We start from the raw sequence: 13,425 nt of genomic DNA on the forward strand, positions 1-13,425 counted from the left end.
GGCCGCACGCACCCGTTTCCCCGAGAAAGGGCCCCATCGTGGCCGCCAAGCCCGTGGCCGAGCGCGTCGCGCGCCTCGTCGTCCTGGTCTCCGGATCCGGCACCAACCTCCAGGCGCTCCTCGACGAGATCGACGCCACCGGCAGCGAGGCCTACGGGGCCCGGATCGTCGCGGTCGGCGCCGCCCGCGGCGGCCTCGAGGGGCTCGCGCGCGCCGAGCGGGCCGGGCTGCCGACCTTCGTCACGAAGGTCGGGGACTACGCCACCCGCGAGGAGTGGGACCTCGCGCTCGCCGAGGCCGTTTCCGCGCACGAGCCCGACCTCGTGATCTCGGCCGGGTTCATGAAGATCGTGGGCAGGGAGTTCCTCGCGCGGTTCGGCGGGCGGCTGGTCAACACCCACCCCGCCCTCCTGCCCAGCTTCCCGGGCGCCCACGGCGTGCGCGACGCGCTCGCGTACGGCGCGAAGGTCACCGGGTGCACCGTCCACTTCGTCGACGACGGCGTCGACACCGGACCGGTCATCGCGCAGGGCGTGGTGGAGATCCGGGACGAGGACGACGAGAGCGCTCTGCACGAGCGCATCAAGGAAGTCGAGCGAAGGCTGCTCGTCGACGTCGTGGGGCGGCTCGCCCGCAACGGCTATTCGATCGAGGGACGAAAGGTAGTTATCCAGTGACCGCCGAGAGCAACAAGCGGGCCATCCGCCGCGCACTGGTCAGCGTCTACGACAAGACCGGCCTCGAGGACCTCGCCCGCGGCCTGCACGAGGCGGGCGTCGAACTCGTCTCCACCGGGTCCACGGCCGGCCGCATCGCCGCCGCCGGCGTCCCGGTCACCAAGGTCGAGGACCTCACCGGCTTCCCCGAGTGCCTGGACGGCCGGGTCAAGACCCTGCACCCCAAGGTGCACGCCGGCATCCTCGCCGACCTGCGCCTGGAGAGCCACCGGCAGCAGCTCGACGAGCTGGGCGTGGCGCCGTTCGACCTGGTCGTGGTCAACCTCTACCCGTTCCGCGAGACCGTCGCCTCGGGCGCCTCCCCCGACGAGTGCGTCGAGCAGATCGACATCGGCGGCCCCTCGATGGTCCGCGCCGCCGCCAAGAACCACCCCTCGGTCACCGTGGTCACCAGCCCCGCCCGCTACGCCGACGTGCTGGCCGCCGCCAAGGACGGCGGGTTCGACCTGGCCACCCGCAAGCGGCTGGCCGCCGAGGCGTTCCGGCACACCGCCGAGTACGACATCGCGGTCTCCTCCTGGTTCGCCTCGTCCTACGCCCCGGCCGACACGGAATCCGACAGCGGCTCCGCCGGGGGGGTCTTCCCGGAGTTCCTCGCCACCAGTCTGGAGCGCTCGCGCACCCTGCGCTACGGCGAGAACCCGCACCAGCCCGCCGCGCTCTACACCGCGCCGGCGTCGGTCGGCGACTCCGCCGCGGACGGCGGTCTCGCCCGGGCCGAGCAGCTGCACGGCAAGGAGATGTCGTACAACAACTACACGGACACGGACGCCGCCCGCCGTGCCGCGTACGACCACGCCGAGCCCTGCGTCGCGATCATCAAGCACGCCAACCCGTGCGGCATCGCGGTCGCCGCGGACGTCGCCGAGGCGCACCGCAAGGCGCACGCCTGCGACCCGCTCTCCGCGTTCGGCGGCGTGATCGCCGTGAACCGCCCGGTCAGCAAGGAGATGGCCGAGCAGGTCGCGGAGATCTTCACCGAGGTCATCGTCGCGCCGGACTACGAGGACGGCGCCCTCGAAGCCCTCACCAAGAAGAAGAACATCCGCGTACTGCGCTGCCCCGGGGCCCCGGCCCACCCCATCGAGGTCAAGCCGATCGACGGCGGCGCCCTGCTCCAGGTCACCGACCGGCTCCAGGCCGAGGGCGACGACCCGGCCACCTGGACCCTGGCCACCGGCGAGGCGCTGTCGGAGGCGGAGCTGGCCGAGCTGGCCTTCGCCTGGAAGGCGTGCCGGGCGGTCAAGTCCAACGCCATCCTGCTCGCCAAGGACGGCGCCTCGGTCGGCGTCGGCATGGGCCAGGTCAACCGGGTCGACTCCGCGAAGCTGGCCGTGGAGCGGGCGGGCGCCGAGCGGGCGCGGGGGGCGTACGCCGCCTCCGACGCGTTCTTCCCCTTCCCCGACGGCCTGGAGATCCTCACCGAGGCCGGTGTGAAGGCGGTCGTCCAGCCGGGCGGCTCGGTCCGGGACGAGCTGGTGGTCGAGGCCGCGCGGAAGGCCGGCGTGACCATGTACTTCACCGGGACGCGGCACTTCTTCCACTGATTCCGGCGACGTGACCGCCGGCGGTACGGGAACGGGGGCGACGCCCTCGCTCCCGTACCGCCGGACCCGTATCCGCATCCCGCCGCCGTCGGCGTACAGGGTGGCCCGCCGTCGATGTGCAGGGTGGCCCCGGTGACGGCGTACAGGGTGGCCCCGCCGTCCGGCGGACCTGAGAAGTCCCAGGGTCACTTCCGGCCCGGAGGCGTGTATTCCTTGAGGTGGTGGGCGACGCGGCCGGCGTAGTCGCGGTACTTCGGGGGAACACCGGCCGCGTCGTTCACCGTGCGGTACGACGTCCGGTAGGCGGCGGCGATCAGGACCCGGCGGTCGCCGGGCAGGTCGTCGTCCAGGCGGGGGGCGATCCAGCACAGGTAGCGGCCCATCGCCGGGATGGACTCGGCCGGGGGGAACGGGGGTTCGGGCACCGTCTCGGCGGGGGTGCCGTCGTCGTTCATCCACCAGCGCAGCACCTTCGGCGTCCACCGGGCGATGCCGTACTCGTCGAGTTCGTAGTCGGCCAGGTCCGGGTCGAAGTCGCTCTCCACCTTCAGCATGGCGGCGATCAGCGCCGGTGTGACGTCCTCGTCGGCGCAGTCGTGCGCCGTCTCCACGATCAGCAGCCGGTAGGCGGCCGGGACGCCCCGGTCGGTGCGCAGCTCGGCGGAGCCGTAGGAGGCGGCGGCGACGGCCGCGCCGTCGGCCGTTTTCGTGCCGCCGCCGGCCTGCCGGTGCGGACCGGTGCCGGACCGGTCGACGACGCCGTACGCCAGCGCGGCGACGGCCACCGTGGCGGCGCTCGCGACGAGCAGGCGCCGGCGGCGTCCTCCGGGGCGGTCCCGGCGGTCCCGGCGGGCGAACGGGCGCGGCGGCCGGCGCGATCGCCGTCCGGCCGGTGCCGCGGCCGTGGCCGCGGCCATGGCGTCCGAGACCCGGCGCAGCAGCGCCTCGGTGCCGATCCGGTCGGCGTGCGTAGGGGTCAGACAGGCGCGGACGATCCCCCGCCACGCGTCGGGCAGCCCGGGCGACAGGCGCAGCTCGTCGCCGCCGCGGGCGTAGGCGACGGCCGCGTCGCGGCGGGCCGTGGGGGTGCCGCCGGGCAGCGGGAAGGAACCGGTGAGCACCAGGTGGGCGAGGACCCCGAAGGCCCAGACGTCGGCGGACGGGCGGGTCTGCCGCCCCCGCTCCCCGACCTCGGACCACAGCAGCTCGGGCGGGGTGTAGTCCGGGGTCGAGAAGGCGGGCGTGTAGGCGTGGGTGCCCTCCAGCTCCGCGGCCATGTTGAAGTCGGCGAGACGGACCGAACCGTCCGCCATCAGCAGCACGTTGCCCGGCTTCAGGTCACCGTGCACCCAGCCGGCCCGGTGCAGCTGGGCCAGGCCCTCGCAGACCTGGGCGAGCAGGACGGGACCGGACGGCGGACACGGGGCGGCGGCCAGCAGGCCGGACAGGGAGCCCTCGGCCCGCTCCAGCACGAGGACGGTGGCGCCGTCGAGGCGGGGCGTGCCGGGGTCGTCCACGACGAGGGTCTCGTACATCCGCACCAGCCGGGGCCGCCGCAGCCGGCCGAGCAACCGCACCTCACGGTCGGTCAGTTCGCGCAGGTGGGCCAGTTGGCGGGGCGTCCCCGTGCCGGTGGGCAGGAACTTCAGGGCGACCGAGTCCGGCGCGTTTGGCCCGCCCCCCTCGGTCCCGGCCCGGCGTGCCGCGTACACGCTGCCGAAGGCGCCGGTCGCGATCGGCTCGCGCACCTCCCAGCCGCCCACCCGGTAGCCCCGGGGCACCGGCACGGCGTACGGCTCGGTCACCGCGGCGCCCGCCGGGACGGCGCCGCGAGGACCACCAGGTCGTCCTCGCGGACCAGGTCGAAGCGGAGCGCCAGCGACACCAGCGACTCCTTCTTGCCGTTCAGCCGCGTGCCCGGCTCGGCCGTCTCCGGACCGGGCTTGAGGCGCAGCTTGACGGCCAGGTAGTCGATGTTCCACTGCACCGAGGTGCGGGACGCGGCCGGCCAGGTGGGGCGCAGCCGCTCCACGACCTGGTCGACGGTGGGCGGCGGGGCGTGCGGCGCGCCCCGCAGACGCGGCTCGCACAGGGCGGCCAGGACCGCGAAGTAGCGCTTGGTGCGGTCCACGGAGAAGGCGGGCGCGGTGGGCTCGCCGTCGGTCCCGTCCTCGGCGCGCAGGTAGTCGTGGCGCGGTGCCCACACCTCCACGGGGAGCAGGTCGCCCGCCGCGGGCAGCACGATCCGCGAGAACTCGAACGGCACCGGCGCGTCCAGCCGGCCCGGCGCCACCTTGATGTGCTCGCCCGCGCCCTCCGGGTTCTCCACCACGTACGTCTGGTGGCCGGAGAGGTTGCTCAGGGTCCAGAAGGTGCCCTGGGCGGCGATCTCACCCGCTCTGCGGGACACCCCGTCGTGCGCGATCAGCAGGCCGTCCGCGGCCACCGACCGCCCGAAGGCGAGCCGCTCGCCGGGAGCGAGCCGCAGTTGCGTACGGTCCCGTCCGTCCTCCGCGGGCGGCGGAGGTACCACGATGATGCTGTACAAGGTGTCTCCCCGTGCCTGCCGGCTGCCCCGGCCAGCCTAGGGGGACACGTGAGGGCCGTGTCCCCCTCGAAAGGGTGGAACACGGCCCTCACGGTTGAACGGCGAGAACCGGACCCCGTACGGGTGACGCGGTCAGTTCTGGATGACCATCGTGCTGGCCGCCTTGTCGTGCCAGCCCTGCTGGCGGCCGGACTTGTCCCAGAACGGGGACAGGTAGATGAGCGGCTGGCCGATACAGCAGGCGAAGCCGCCGACCGCCGGGATGATGTAGCGGATGAACGACGACCCCAGGCCCGGCTTCTGGCCGGTGTCGACCTTCACCACGCGGATGCCGACGCAGAGCTTGCCGAGGGTGGCGCCCACCAGGCCGGTCATCAGCCACTCGTAGAGAACGCCGATGAGCAGGAACACGCCGACCACCGCGCCGAACGAGCTCACGAAGTCCGAGCTGGCGTCGTTCACGCAGCTGTCGTAGGTGACGGAGGCCGGGTCGCAGTCCTGGATGTCCCCGATCGAGCCGGCCGCCCCGATGAAGACGAGGACGAGGTAGATGATGAGGAAGGCCGCGCCGTCGATCAGCCGGGCGCTGAAGCGGCGGGCCATGGAGGCGACGCGCGGCCCGCCCGGGTAACCGGCCTGCTGCGGGTAGGCGTACCCCTGCTGCGGCGGGACCGGGGGCGCCTGCGGGTAGCCGTAGCCGGGCTGGCCCTGCTGGCCCGGCTGCTGGGGGTAGCCGTAGCCCGGCTGACCCGGCTGACCCGGCTGACCCGGCTGACCCGGCTGACCCGGCTGACCCGGCTGACCCGGCTGACCCGGCTGACCCGGCTGACCCGGCTGGTTCTGCGGCACGCCGTGACCCGGCTGGCCGGGCCGGCCCTCCTGGGGGGCGTCGTGCCCGGGAGGGGGGTTCTGCGGCTGACCGTACGGGTTGTTGGGCGAGCCGAAACTCATGGCGGGATTCCTCCATTGCGCAAGCGGGGACGGTGCGGACGCCGTGGAGGAACGTCAGGACATGAGCGGTTCGCCCCCCGAGCTTGACCGCGGTACTGCGCCGTTCATCGTCGTCGGCGGGCCGAGCCCTTGTCCAGCCGATCGCCGCACTGTTGTGCAAGTGCAACATCCTTGATCAAGAGCGGATACGGCGGGACAACCCGTCCACCGCCGCCCGGAGCCGCCCGGAGCCGCCCGGGCGGTGACCGGATGACGGCCGGATTGGAACAGGAGGGCGGTCATCCGCGAGGATGGGAGGCATGACCGCCCAGATTCTCGATGGCAAGGCCACCGCAGCCGCGATCAAGTCCGAACTGACCGCCCGCGTGGCGGCCCTGAAGGAGAAGGGGGTCACGCCCGGTCTCGGCACGGTCCTCGTCGGGGAGGACCCCGGCAGCCAGAAGTACGTCGCCGGCAAGCACCGGGACTGCGCCCAGGTCGGCATCGCCTCCATCCAGCGCGAGCTGCCCGCCACGGCGACGCAGGAGGAGATCGAGGCGGTCGTCCGCGAGCTGAACGAGGGCCCGGCCTGCACCGGCTACATCGTCCAGCTGCCGCTGCCCAAGGGCATCGACGAGAACCGCATCCTGGAGCTGATGGACCCGGAGAAGGACGCGGACGGCCTGCACCCGATGAACCTCGGCCGTCTCGTGCTGAACGAGCCGGCGCCGCTGCCCTGCACCCCCAACGGCATCCTCACCCTGCTGCGCCGCCACGGCGTGGAGATCAAGGGCGCCGAGGTCGTGGTCGTCGGCCGCGGGGTCACCATCGGCCGGCCGATGCCGCTGCTGCTCACCCGGCGCAGCGAGAACGCGACCGTGACCCAGTGCCACACGGGTACGCGCGACCTGTCCGCCCACCTCAAGCGCGCGGACATCATCGTCGCCGCGGCCGGCTCCCCGCACCTGGTCCGGGGCGAGGACGTCAAGCCGGGCGCGGCCGTCCTCGACGTCGGCGTCTCGCGCAACGCCGAGGGCAAGATCGTCGGCGACGTCCACCCGGACGTCGCCGAGGTCGCCGCCTGGATCTCCCCCAACCCCGGCGGCGTCGGCCCGATGACCCGGGCCCAGCTGCTCGTCAACGTGGTCGAGGCGGCGGAGCGCAGTGCCGGCCGATGAGGAGGCCGCGGGCACGGCCCGGAAACGGGACACGGACACGGACACGGTGACGGAGGCCGGGGTGGCGCAGGGGGCGGCCGGGAACGCGGCCGGGACGGCGAGGACGGACGCGGCCGGTGGCGACGCCCGCCGGAACGGTGCCGGTGGCGACAGCGCTGCCGGCGGTGACGCGGACGTTCGCGCGGAGGGTGCCGGTGACGACGCCGACGGCCGTGCGGGCGGTGCCGTCGACGACATCGACGGCTTCACCGTGCGGGACCCCGTCAGCGCCCCCGACGCCTTGGGCCGCCCGCGTCGCGTCACCCGGCGCTTCCCCCTGTTCACCAGGGACACCGCACCTCCCGAGGGCGGTGGCCGGGCCGCTCCCGGTGACGCTCCGGCGCCCGCCCGGCAGTGGCCGGTGCTCACCGTGGCGGGCCTGGTCGGAATCGGCCTGCTGCTGACCGCGCTGGACGTGTTCCGGTACGGGACGCTGCTCATCGGCCTCGCGCTGCTGGGCGGCGCCGCGCTGCGCTGGTTCCTGCCCGACGTCGGCATGCTCGCCGTACGGTCCCGCTTCACGGACATCGCCACCTACGGCTTCCTGGGCCTGGTCATCGTGCTGCTGGCGTTGATGGCGCAGCCGCGGCCGGTGCTGGAGATCCCGTTCCTGAAGGACACGCTGCACTTCACGGTGAGCAGCGAATAACGCGCGCCCGGCCCGCGGCGACCCGGCCCGCGGTGGCCCGGCACCGTTCGTCCACCAAGGCCTCCGCCGATTCTGTTACCGAGACCTCCGCCGATTCCGTTACCGGGATCTCCGCCGATTCCGCGACCGGGGAAAGCCGTGCGTCCGGCGTGACAGGGCGTGCGCGGGCGTGTGCATTCGGTGTGACGATGTGACGACAAGTTCGCGGATCTGTGGTCAACTCGTCCGAGAACCGCTTCACTTGGTCAATCGGGACGGTCCGGGGCGTCCCGACGGGAGAATGGTTCTCCGTGATTGGGGCCACGGGGGCCTCGATGGGAGACTGGACCGCGAGCCAGTGGGCGTGCGACGGTGCTCGCCCACGGTGCTGTGCTTCTGTGCGCCCCCACCCCGGGAAACCGAGATCCACGCCGGGCGCATCCCCGTGGGTAGCCAGAACGGGACTCGGCGGAGCGCATGCGCACGGGGGAACGACCAGTACGACCCAGCAAGACATCCGGGGGGAAGAGGGGGAAGCAATGCCTCGTTGGAAGGCCTTGCCCGACGAACTCGATCCGCAGATCAAGGAGTTCGCCGGCCAGTTGCGCAGACTCGTCGACCGCAGCGAACTGAGCATCGCGGCGGTGGCCGACGCCACGGGCTACAGCAAGACGTCCTGGGAGAAGTACCTCAACGGCCGGCTGCTCGCGCCGAAGGGGGCCATCGTGGCCCTGGCCGAGGTCACGGGGACCAATCCGGTCCATCTGACCACCATGTGGGAGCTGGCCGAGCGGGCGTGGAGCCGCTCGGAGATGCGGCACGACATGACCATGGAGGCCATCCGGATCTCCCAGGCGCGCGCGGCGCTGGGCGAGTCGACCGCGCCCCAGCAGAAGGCCAGGAGTGGCCGGGGCGCCGCGGATGCCGCGCCGGCCAAGGCCGCCGCCGAGGCCAAGGGCGCCGTGGGAGCCGGGGGCGGCAGGGCGGTCGGCCGCGGGGTGCTCACGCCCGGGATCGCCGGTCCGGCCGGGGTGGCGCCCACCGTGCCGCCGGTTCCGGCGCAGCCGACGGCCGCCGACAGCCAGGACTGGGCCGGTGACCGGGGCGGTGCGGCCCGGGGGAGCGTGGCCCGGGACGCCGGGGTCCGGGACAGCGCCCCGGCCGCCGAGGTCTCCGGCGCGTCCTCGGGCGGCAACTCCTGGGGCATGGCCGGCTACCGCGGACCGGCGCCCTCCGGCAACCGCGGGACCGCGCCGTCCGGCGGACCCGTGCGGGACGCCACCGTGGCGCTGGGGACCGCCGGGGACTACCCGTCCCCCCTCACCCGGCCGCAGGGCGGACCGCCGCCCGGCGACCACGGGCCGGGGCAGGGCTCCGGCAGCGGCGGCAAGCGGCTGACGACCTTCGTCGCGGGCGCGGTCGGCGTCCTCGTCGTGGTCGCCGGCGCCTTCTTCCTGCTCGACGACGGCGGCGGGGAGGACGCGGACGCCCGTCCGTCCCCGTCGCCCACCGTGAGCACCGACCCGGACCTGCCGGCCGGTGTGAAGTGCAGCGGCGACCAGTGCACCGGAAAGGACGCCGAGACCATGGGGTGCGGCGGGGACCTGGTGACTACCGAGCGGACGGCGACCGTCGGCACGGCCGTCGTCGAGGTCCGGTACAGCAAGATCTGCGGTACGGCATGGGGCCGGGTCACCCAGGCCGGACAGGGCGACGAGGTCGAGGTGAGCGCCGGCGGGGCCGAGCAGACCGGGTCGATCACGGTGGCCGGTGACACCATCGCGTACACGCCGATGGTGGCCGTCGAGAGCGCGGCCGACGCCAAGGCGTGCGTGACGCTGGCGTCGGGGGAGAAGGGCTGCACGGAGTAGCGCGAGGACTGAGCCCCGGAGGAACCGCGCAGCGGAAGCCCGAACGGCGGAAGCCCGGGCAGCCGGGAAAAGCGAACGGATTCCGTCGGGCAGGCATGGCCGGCGGAATCCCGGGCACCTGGACAGTACCCCCACGGGAGTCCGGCAACGGGTGTCCCATACGGCGGCCGCTCACGTCCCCCCTCTCCCGGACGAGCGGCCGCCTCTTCTGCGCGGGCCCGAAGGGCCATGGGCCGACGGCCTGTGGGCCGGGCCACAGGGACCCGGAGGTCCGGGATGCCGGATGCGCGATAGCCTGACGGCCGGATGGATCTCTTGATAACGAGAGATCGATCAAACGTAGCGGGGCAGGGACGCCGCCCCACCGCCAGCTGTCATACGGAGAACGCCATGACCCGCACTCCCGTGAACGTCACCGTCACCGGCGCGGCCGGCCAGATCGGTTACGCCCTCCTCTTCCGCATCGCCTCCGGCCAGCTGCTCGGCGCGGACGTGCCGGTCAAGCTGCGCCTGCTGGAGATCACCCCGGCGCTGAAGGCCGCCGAGGGCACGGCGATGGAGCTGGACGACTGCGCGTTCCCCCTCCTCCAGGGCATCGACATCACCGACGACCCGAACGTCGCCTTCGACGGCGCCAACGTCGGTCTGCTCGTCGGCGCCCGCCCGCGCACCAAGGGCATGGAGCGCGGTGACCTGCTGGAGGCCAACGGCGGCATCTTCAAGCCCCAGGGCAAGGCCATCAACGACCACGCCGCGGACGACGTCAAGGTCCTGGTCGTCGGCAACCCGGCCAACACCAACGCGCTGATCGCGCAGGCCGCCGCCCCCGACGTACCGGCCGAGCGGTTCACCGCGATGACCCGCCTGGACCACAACCGCGCGCTGACCCAGCTCGCGAAGAAGACCGGCGCGGCCGTCTCCGACATCAAGCGGCTCACCATCTGGGGCAACCACTCCGCCACCCAGTACCCGGACATCTTCCACGCCACCATCGCCGGCAAGAACGCCGCCGAGGTCGTGAACGACGAGCAGTGGCTCGCGGACGAGTTCATCCCGACCGTCGCCAAGCGCGGCGCCGCGATCATCGAGGCCCGGGGCGCGTCCTCCGCCGCCTCCGCCGCCAACGCCGCCGTCGACCACGTCCACACCTGGGTCAACGGCACCGCCGACGGCGACTGGGTCTCCATGGGCATCCCGTCCGACGGCTCCTACGGCGTCCCCGAGGGCCTCATCTCCTCCTTCCCGGTGACCTGCAAGGACGGCAAGTACGAGATCGTCCAGGGCCTGGAGATCAACGACTTCTCGCGCGCCCGCATCGACGCCTCCGTCAAGGAGCTGGCCGAGGAGCGCGACGCGGTCCGCGGTCTCGGCCTCATCTGAGCCGCCCCGCCCACGACGTCCACGAGCCCCCTTCCGGCACCGGCCGGGAGGGGGCTCGCGGCGTCCTGTCCGTCCGCGGCGGCGACGTCCAGCCGCTCCTCGGACCAGGAGTGGGCGGCGTGGACGTGGCCGTGGCGTGCGGTGCCGTACCCGTACCCGTGCGCGGCGGGCCGCCGTGCGCCGGACGCTTCACACGCACACCTCGTACGCCCTCACTCGCGACCTCGCACCCGCCTCGCGCGACCTCACGCGCACCTCGTGCGCCCTCGTGCATCCTCGCGCACGCCTCATGCGGCCCCGCGCACATCCCCCGCGCACATCTCACACGCACGTCCAACCCGATGATCGGCGTGCTCATGGTGGGGGGAGAAGGCCGTCGAGCTGATCGGCGGTGACGCCCGATGAGCGCCGTCACCGAGGCCCCGGCCGAGCGTCCCCGCGTCTTCTCCGTGGCCGGCCTGTGGAAGGCCTTCGGCCCGAAGGCCGACCGCGTCCGGCGGCGGCATGGCGGCCCGGCTGCTGGAGGACTTCGAGTGGACCACCGAGGAGCGGAACGAGGTCTCCCTGCTGATCGTGGAGCGGAAGCCGTCGCCGAAGGAGGCGGCGGGGAAGCGGGCGGAGGGCCACGAGTCGGTGTGGCGGGCGTGGCTGCCCTGGCCCGTGGCCCTCACGTGCCCTGTCGTGGCCCTGCCGCAGTCCTGCTGGGACTCTGCGGTGGTCCTGCGGTGCCCTGCCGTGTCTGCCGTGACCCGCGTCCTGCCGTGCCTGCCCTGCCCCGTGCCCTGCCGTGCCCCGTGCCCTCGCGTGCCCTGCCGTAGCTGCCCTGACCCGCGGCCCTCAGCCCAGCAGCCGTGTGGCCGTCTCCCGCAGCGCCTCGGCCGTCCGCCGCTGGAACCCCGGCCCGAAGGTGACCCGGGTGGCCCCGAGTCCGCCCAGTTCGGCGGGGGAGGGGCCCGCCCCGACCAGGGCGCCGACGTTCAGCGGCCCCTCGATCCCGGCCCGCAGCAGCGGCAGTACGGCCACGGGGGCCATGATCGGGTAGACGCAGTCGGCGCCCGCGGCCACGTACAGCGCCGCCCGCTCCACGGCCGGGCCGGGATCGCTGACCCCGCGGACGAACGTGTCGACCCGCGCGTTGACGAAGAGCCGGTCGCCCGCCGCCTCCCGGACCCCGGCCAGCCACTCCGCGTGCTCCCGGGGGTCCTTGAGGACGCCGGCCACGGAGTCCTCGAGGTTGCAGCCCACGGCACCGGCTTCCAGCAGCCGCTCCACCAGCTCCCCCGGCGCCAGCCCGTACCCGTCCTCGACATCGGCCGAGACCGGCACGTCCACCGACCGGGCGATCCGGGTGACGGCCGCGAACATCTCGTCGGCCGGGGTGTGCCCGTCCTCGTACCCGAGGGACGCCGCGACCCCCGCGCTGGGCGTCGCGAGCGCCGGGAACCCGGCGGCCTCGAACACCCGGGCGCTGGCCGCGTCCCACGGTCCGGGCAGCACCAGGGGGTCCTGCGGGGAGCGGCGGCGGTGCAGGGCGCGGAACCGCTCGGCCTTGGTCACCACGGGCTGCCTCCTGCCGGGACGCGCCGGGCGACCATCAGCCGGTTCCAGCTGTTGATGGCGGTGATCAGCGCGATGAGGTGGGCGAGCCGCTCCTCGTCGAAGTGCGCGGCGGCCCGCGCGTACACCTCGTCGGGCACGGGACCTCCTCCAGGGCCGGAAGCCCGGCGGGCGCCCCCGGTCAGCACGGTCACCGCCTCGGTCAGCTCCAGCGCCGCCCGTTCCCGGCTGTCGAAGACGTCGTCGCCCGCCTCCTCCCAGGCGGCCAGCAGATCCAGCCGCCGCTGCCCGGCCCCGTGCTCGCGGGCGATCCCCAGATGCATGTCGAGGCAGAACGCGCAGTGGTTGAGCTGCGAGGCGCGGATCTGGACGAGTTCGGCGAGGGCGGCGTCACCGAACCCCCGCTTGGCGGCGGCGCTCACCGCCTGGAGCGCGGACCGCACCCCGGCGTCCAGACGCGTCGTACGCGTCGTACGAGCCGGAGCGGCAGGAGCCGTAAGAGCCGTCACGCGTACTGCCCCGGCGTGTAGTGACCCGGCGTCATCCGGCAGGTCACGCCGAACCGGTTCCAGGCGTTGATCACCGTGATGGCGGCGATCAGCTGGGCCAGTTCCGCCTCGTCCGGGAAGTGCGCGGCGGCCCGCGCGTACACCTCGTCGGGCACGAAACCCTCCGTCAGCACGGTCACCGCCTCGGTCAGCTCCAGCGCCGCCAGCTCCTTCTCCGTGTAGAAGTGCCGCGACTCCTCCCAGGCGCTGAGCTGCACGATCCGCTCCACGCTCTCGCCCGCCGCGAGCGCGTCCTTGGTGTGCATGTCGAGGCAGAGGGCGCAGTGGTTGAGCTGCGAGGTGCGGATCTTGACCAGCTCCAGGAGCTTGGGGTCCAGGCCCTTGCGCGCGGCGGCGTCGAGCCGGACCATCGCCTTGTAGACCTCGGGGGCGTGCTTGGCCCACTGGAGCCGGGGCTGGTGTTCGTCGGCGTACGCGGTGGTGTTCCCGTTGTCCGTCATG

General features: G+C 73.5%; 12 protein-coding genes. 6 read left to right on the forward strand and 6 right to left on the reverse strand.

Going from position 1 to position 13,425, the window contains the following annotated elements:
- Window positions 1-38: 38 nt before the first annotated feature.
- Both purN and purH read left to right on the forward strand, forming a co-directional pair.
- Window positions 39-677, forward strand: a complete 639-nt coding sequence (gene purN / locus ACY1JF_RS01745) for a phosphoribosylglycinamide formyltransferase (protein WP_462703134.1) — start codon at window positions 39-41, stop codon at window positions 675-677.
- On the forward strand, window positions 674-2,284 hold the full coding sequence (gene purH, locus ACY1JF_RS01750; RefSeq protein ID WP_462703135.1) for a bifunctional phosphoribosylaminoimidazolecarboxamide formyltransferase/IMP cyclohydrolase: 1,611 nt from the start codon (window positions 674-676) through the stop codon (window positions 2,282-2,284). The genes purN and purH overlap by 4 nt, the downstream gene beginning before the upstream one ends.
- Window positions 2,285-2,469: 185 nt before the next feature.
- Here purH and ACY1JF_RS01755 read toward each other — a convergent pair whose 3' ends face one another.
- The 3 genes from ACY1JF_RS01755 to ACY1JF_RS01765 all read right to left on the reverse strand — a co-directional run bounded on the left by ACY1JF_RS01755 (window position 2,470) and on the right by ACY1JF_RS01765 (window position 5,783).
- Entirely contained in the window at window positions 2,470-4,089 is a 1,620-nt protein-coding gene (locus tag ACY1JF_RS01755) for a serine/threonine protein kinase (protein ID WP_462703136.1), read from the reverse strand.
- On the reverse strand, window positions 4,086-4,832 hold the full coding sequence (locus tag ACY1JF_RS01760) for an FHA domain-containing protein (protein WP_462703137.1): 747 nt from the start codon (window positions 4,830-4,832) through the stop codon (window positions 4,086-4,088). Before ACY1JF_RS01760 ends, ACY1JF_RS01755 begins: the two co-directional genes overlap by 4 nt.
- Window positions 4,833-4,964: 132 nt before the next feature.
- The gene (locus ACY1JF_RS01765) at window positions 4,965-5,783 is read right to left on the reverse strand and encodes an RDD family protein (RefSeq protein WP_462703138.1); all 819 of its coding nucleotides are present in this window, start codon (window positions 5,781-5,783) and stop codon (window positions 4,965-4,967) included.
- Window positions 5,784-6,082: 299 nt separating this feature from the next.
- On the opposite strand from ACY1JF_RS01765, the gene ACY1JF_RS01770 reads away from it, so the two are divergent.
- The 4 genes from ACY1JF_RS01770 to ACY1JF_RS01785 all read left to right on the forward strand — a co-directional run bounded on the left by ACY1JF_RS01770 (window position 6,083) and on the right by ACY1JF_RS01785 (window position 10,858).
- Entirely contained in the window at window positions 6,083-6,940 is an 858-nt protein-coding gene (locus tag ACY1JF_RS01770; RefSeq protein WP_462703139.1) for a bifunctional methylenetetrahydrofolate dehydrogenase/methenyltetrahydrofolate cyclohydrolase, read from the forward strand.
- Between the two features lie 61 nt (window positions 6,941-7,001).
- Window positions 7,002-7,628, forward strand: a complete 627-nt coding sequence (locus ACY1JF_RS01775; RefSeq protein WP_462703185.1) for a DUF3017 domain-containing protein — start codon at window positions 7,002-7,004, stop codon at window positions 7,626-7,628.
- Between the two features lie 518 nt (window positions 7,629-8,146).
- A complete protein-coding gene (locus tag ACY1JF_RS01780; RefSeq protein WP_462703140.1) occupies window positions 8,147-9,478 on the forward strand; it encodes a helix-turn-helix domain-containing protein in 1,332 nt (443 codons plus the stop codon).
- A gap of 390 nt (window positions 9,479-9,868) precedes the next feature.
- Complete coding sequence (locus tag ACY1JF_RS01785; protein ID WP_462703141.1) at window positions 9,869-10,858, forward strand: malate dehydrogenase; 990 nt, start codon at window positions 9,869-9,871, stop codon at window positions 10,856-10,858.
- Between the two features lie 837 nt (window positions 10,859-11,695).
- On the opposite strand, the gene ACY1JF_RS01790 is transcribed toward ACY1JF_RS01785, so the two are convergent.
- The 3 genes from ACY1JF_RS01790 to ACY1JF_RS01800 are packed head-to-tail and all read right to left on the reverse strand — an operon-like array spanning window position 11,696 to window position 13,424.
- Entirely contained in the window at window positions 11,696-12,415 is a 720-nt protein-coding gene (locus ACY1JF_RS01790) for an isocitrate lyase/PEP mutase family protein (RefSeq protein WP_462703186.1), read from the reverse strand.
- Window positions 12,412-12,924, reverse strand: coding sequence for a carboxymuconolactone decarboxylase family protein (locus ACY1JF_RS01795; protein ID WP_462703142.1), 513 nt, complete (start codon window positions 12,922-12,924; stop codon window positions 12,412-12,414). The genes ACY1JF_RS01790 and ACY1JF_RS01795 overlap by 4 nt, the downstream gene beginning before the upstream one ends.
- Window positions 12,921-13,424, reverse strand: a complete 504-nt coding sequence (locus tag ACY1JF_RS01800) for a carboxymuconolactone decarboxylase family protein (RefSeq protein WP_462703143.1) — start codon at window positions 13,422-13,424, stop codon at window positions 12,921-12,923. The genes ACY1JF_RS01795 and ACY1JF_RS01800 overlap by 4 nt, the downstream gene beginning before the upstream one ends.
- Between the last annotated feature and the right edge of the window lies 1 nt (window position 13,425).

The organism is Streptomyces sp. SYSU D01066-1 (genome assembly GCF_054956795.1).

What these genes read in the sequence shown, in the direction of transcription:
- ACY1JF_RS01765 (WP_462703138.1), bottom strand. Translation starts at nt 5,783, where the DNA reads ATGAGTTTCGGCTCGCCCAACAACCCGTACGGTCAGCCGCAGAACCCC.
- ACY1JF_RS01780 (WP_462703140.1), top strand. Translation starts at nt 8,147, where the DNA reads ATGCCTCGTTGGAAGGCCTTGCCCGACGAACTCGATCCGCAGATCAAG.
- ACY1JF_RS01770 (WP_462703139.1), top strand. Translation starts at nt 6,083, where the DNA reads ATGACCGCCCAGATTCTCGATGGCAAGGCCACCGCAGCCGCGATCAAG.
- ACY1JF_RS01800 (WP_462703143.1), bottom strand. Translation starts at nt 13,424, where the DNA reads ATGACGGACAACGGGAACACCACCGCGTACGCCGACGAACACCAGCCC.
- ACY1JF_RS01785 (WP_462703141.1), top strand. Translation starts at nt 9,869, where the DNA reads ATGACCCGCACTCCCGTGAACGTCACCGTCACCGGCGCGGCCGGCCAG.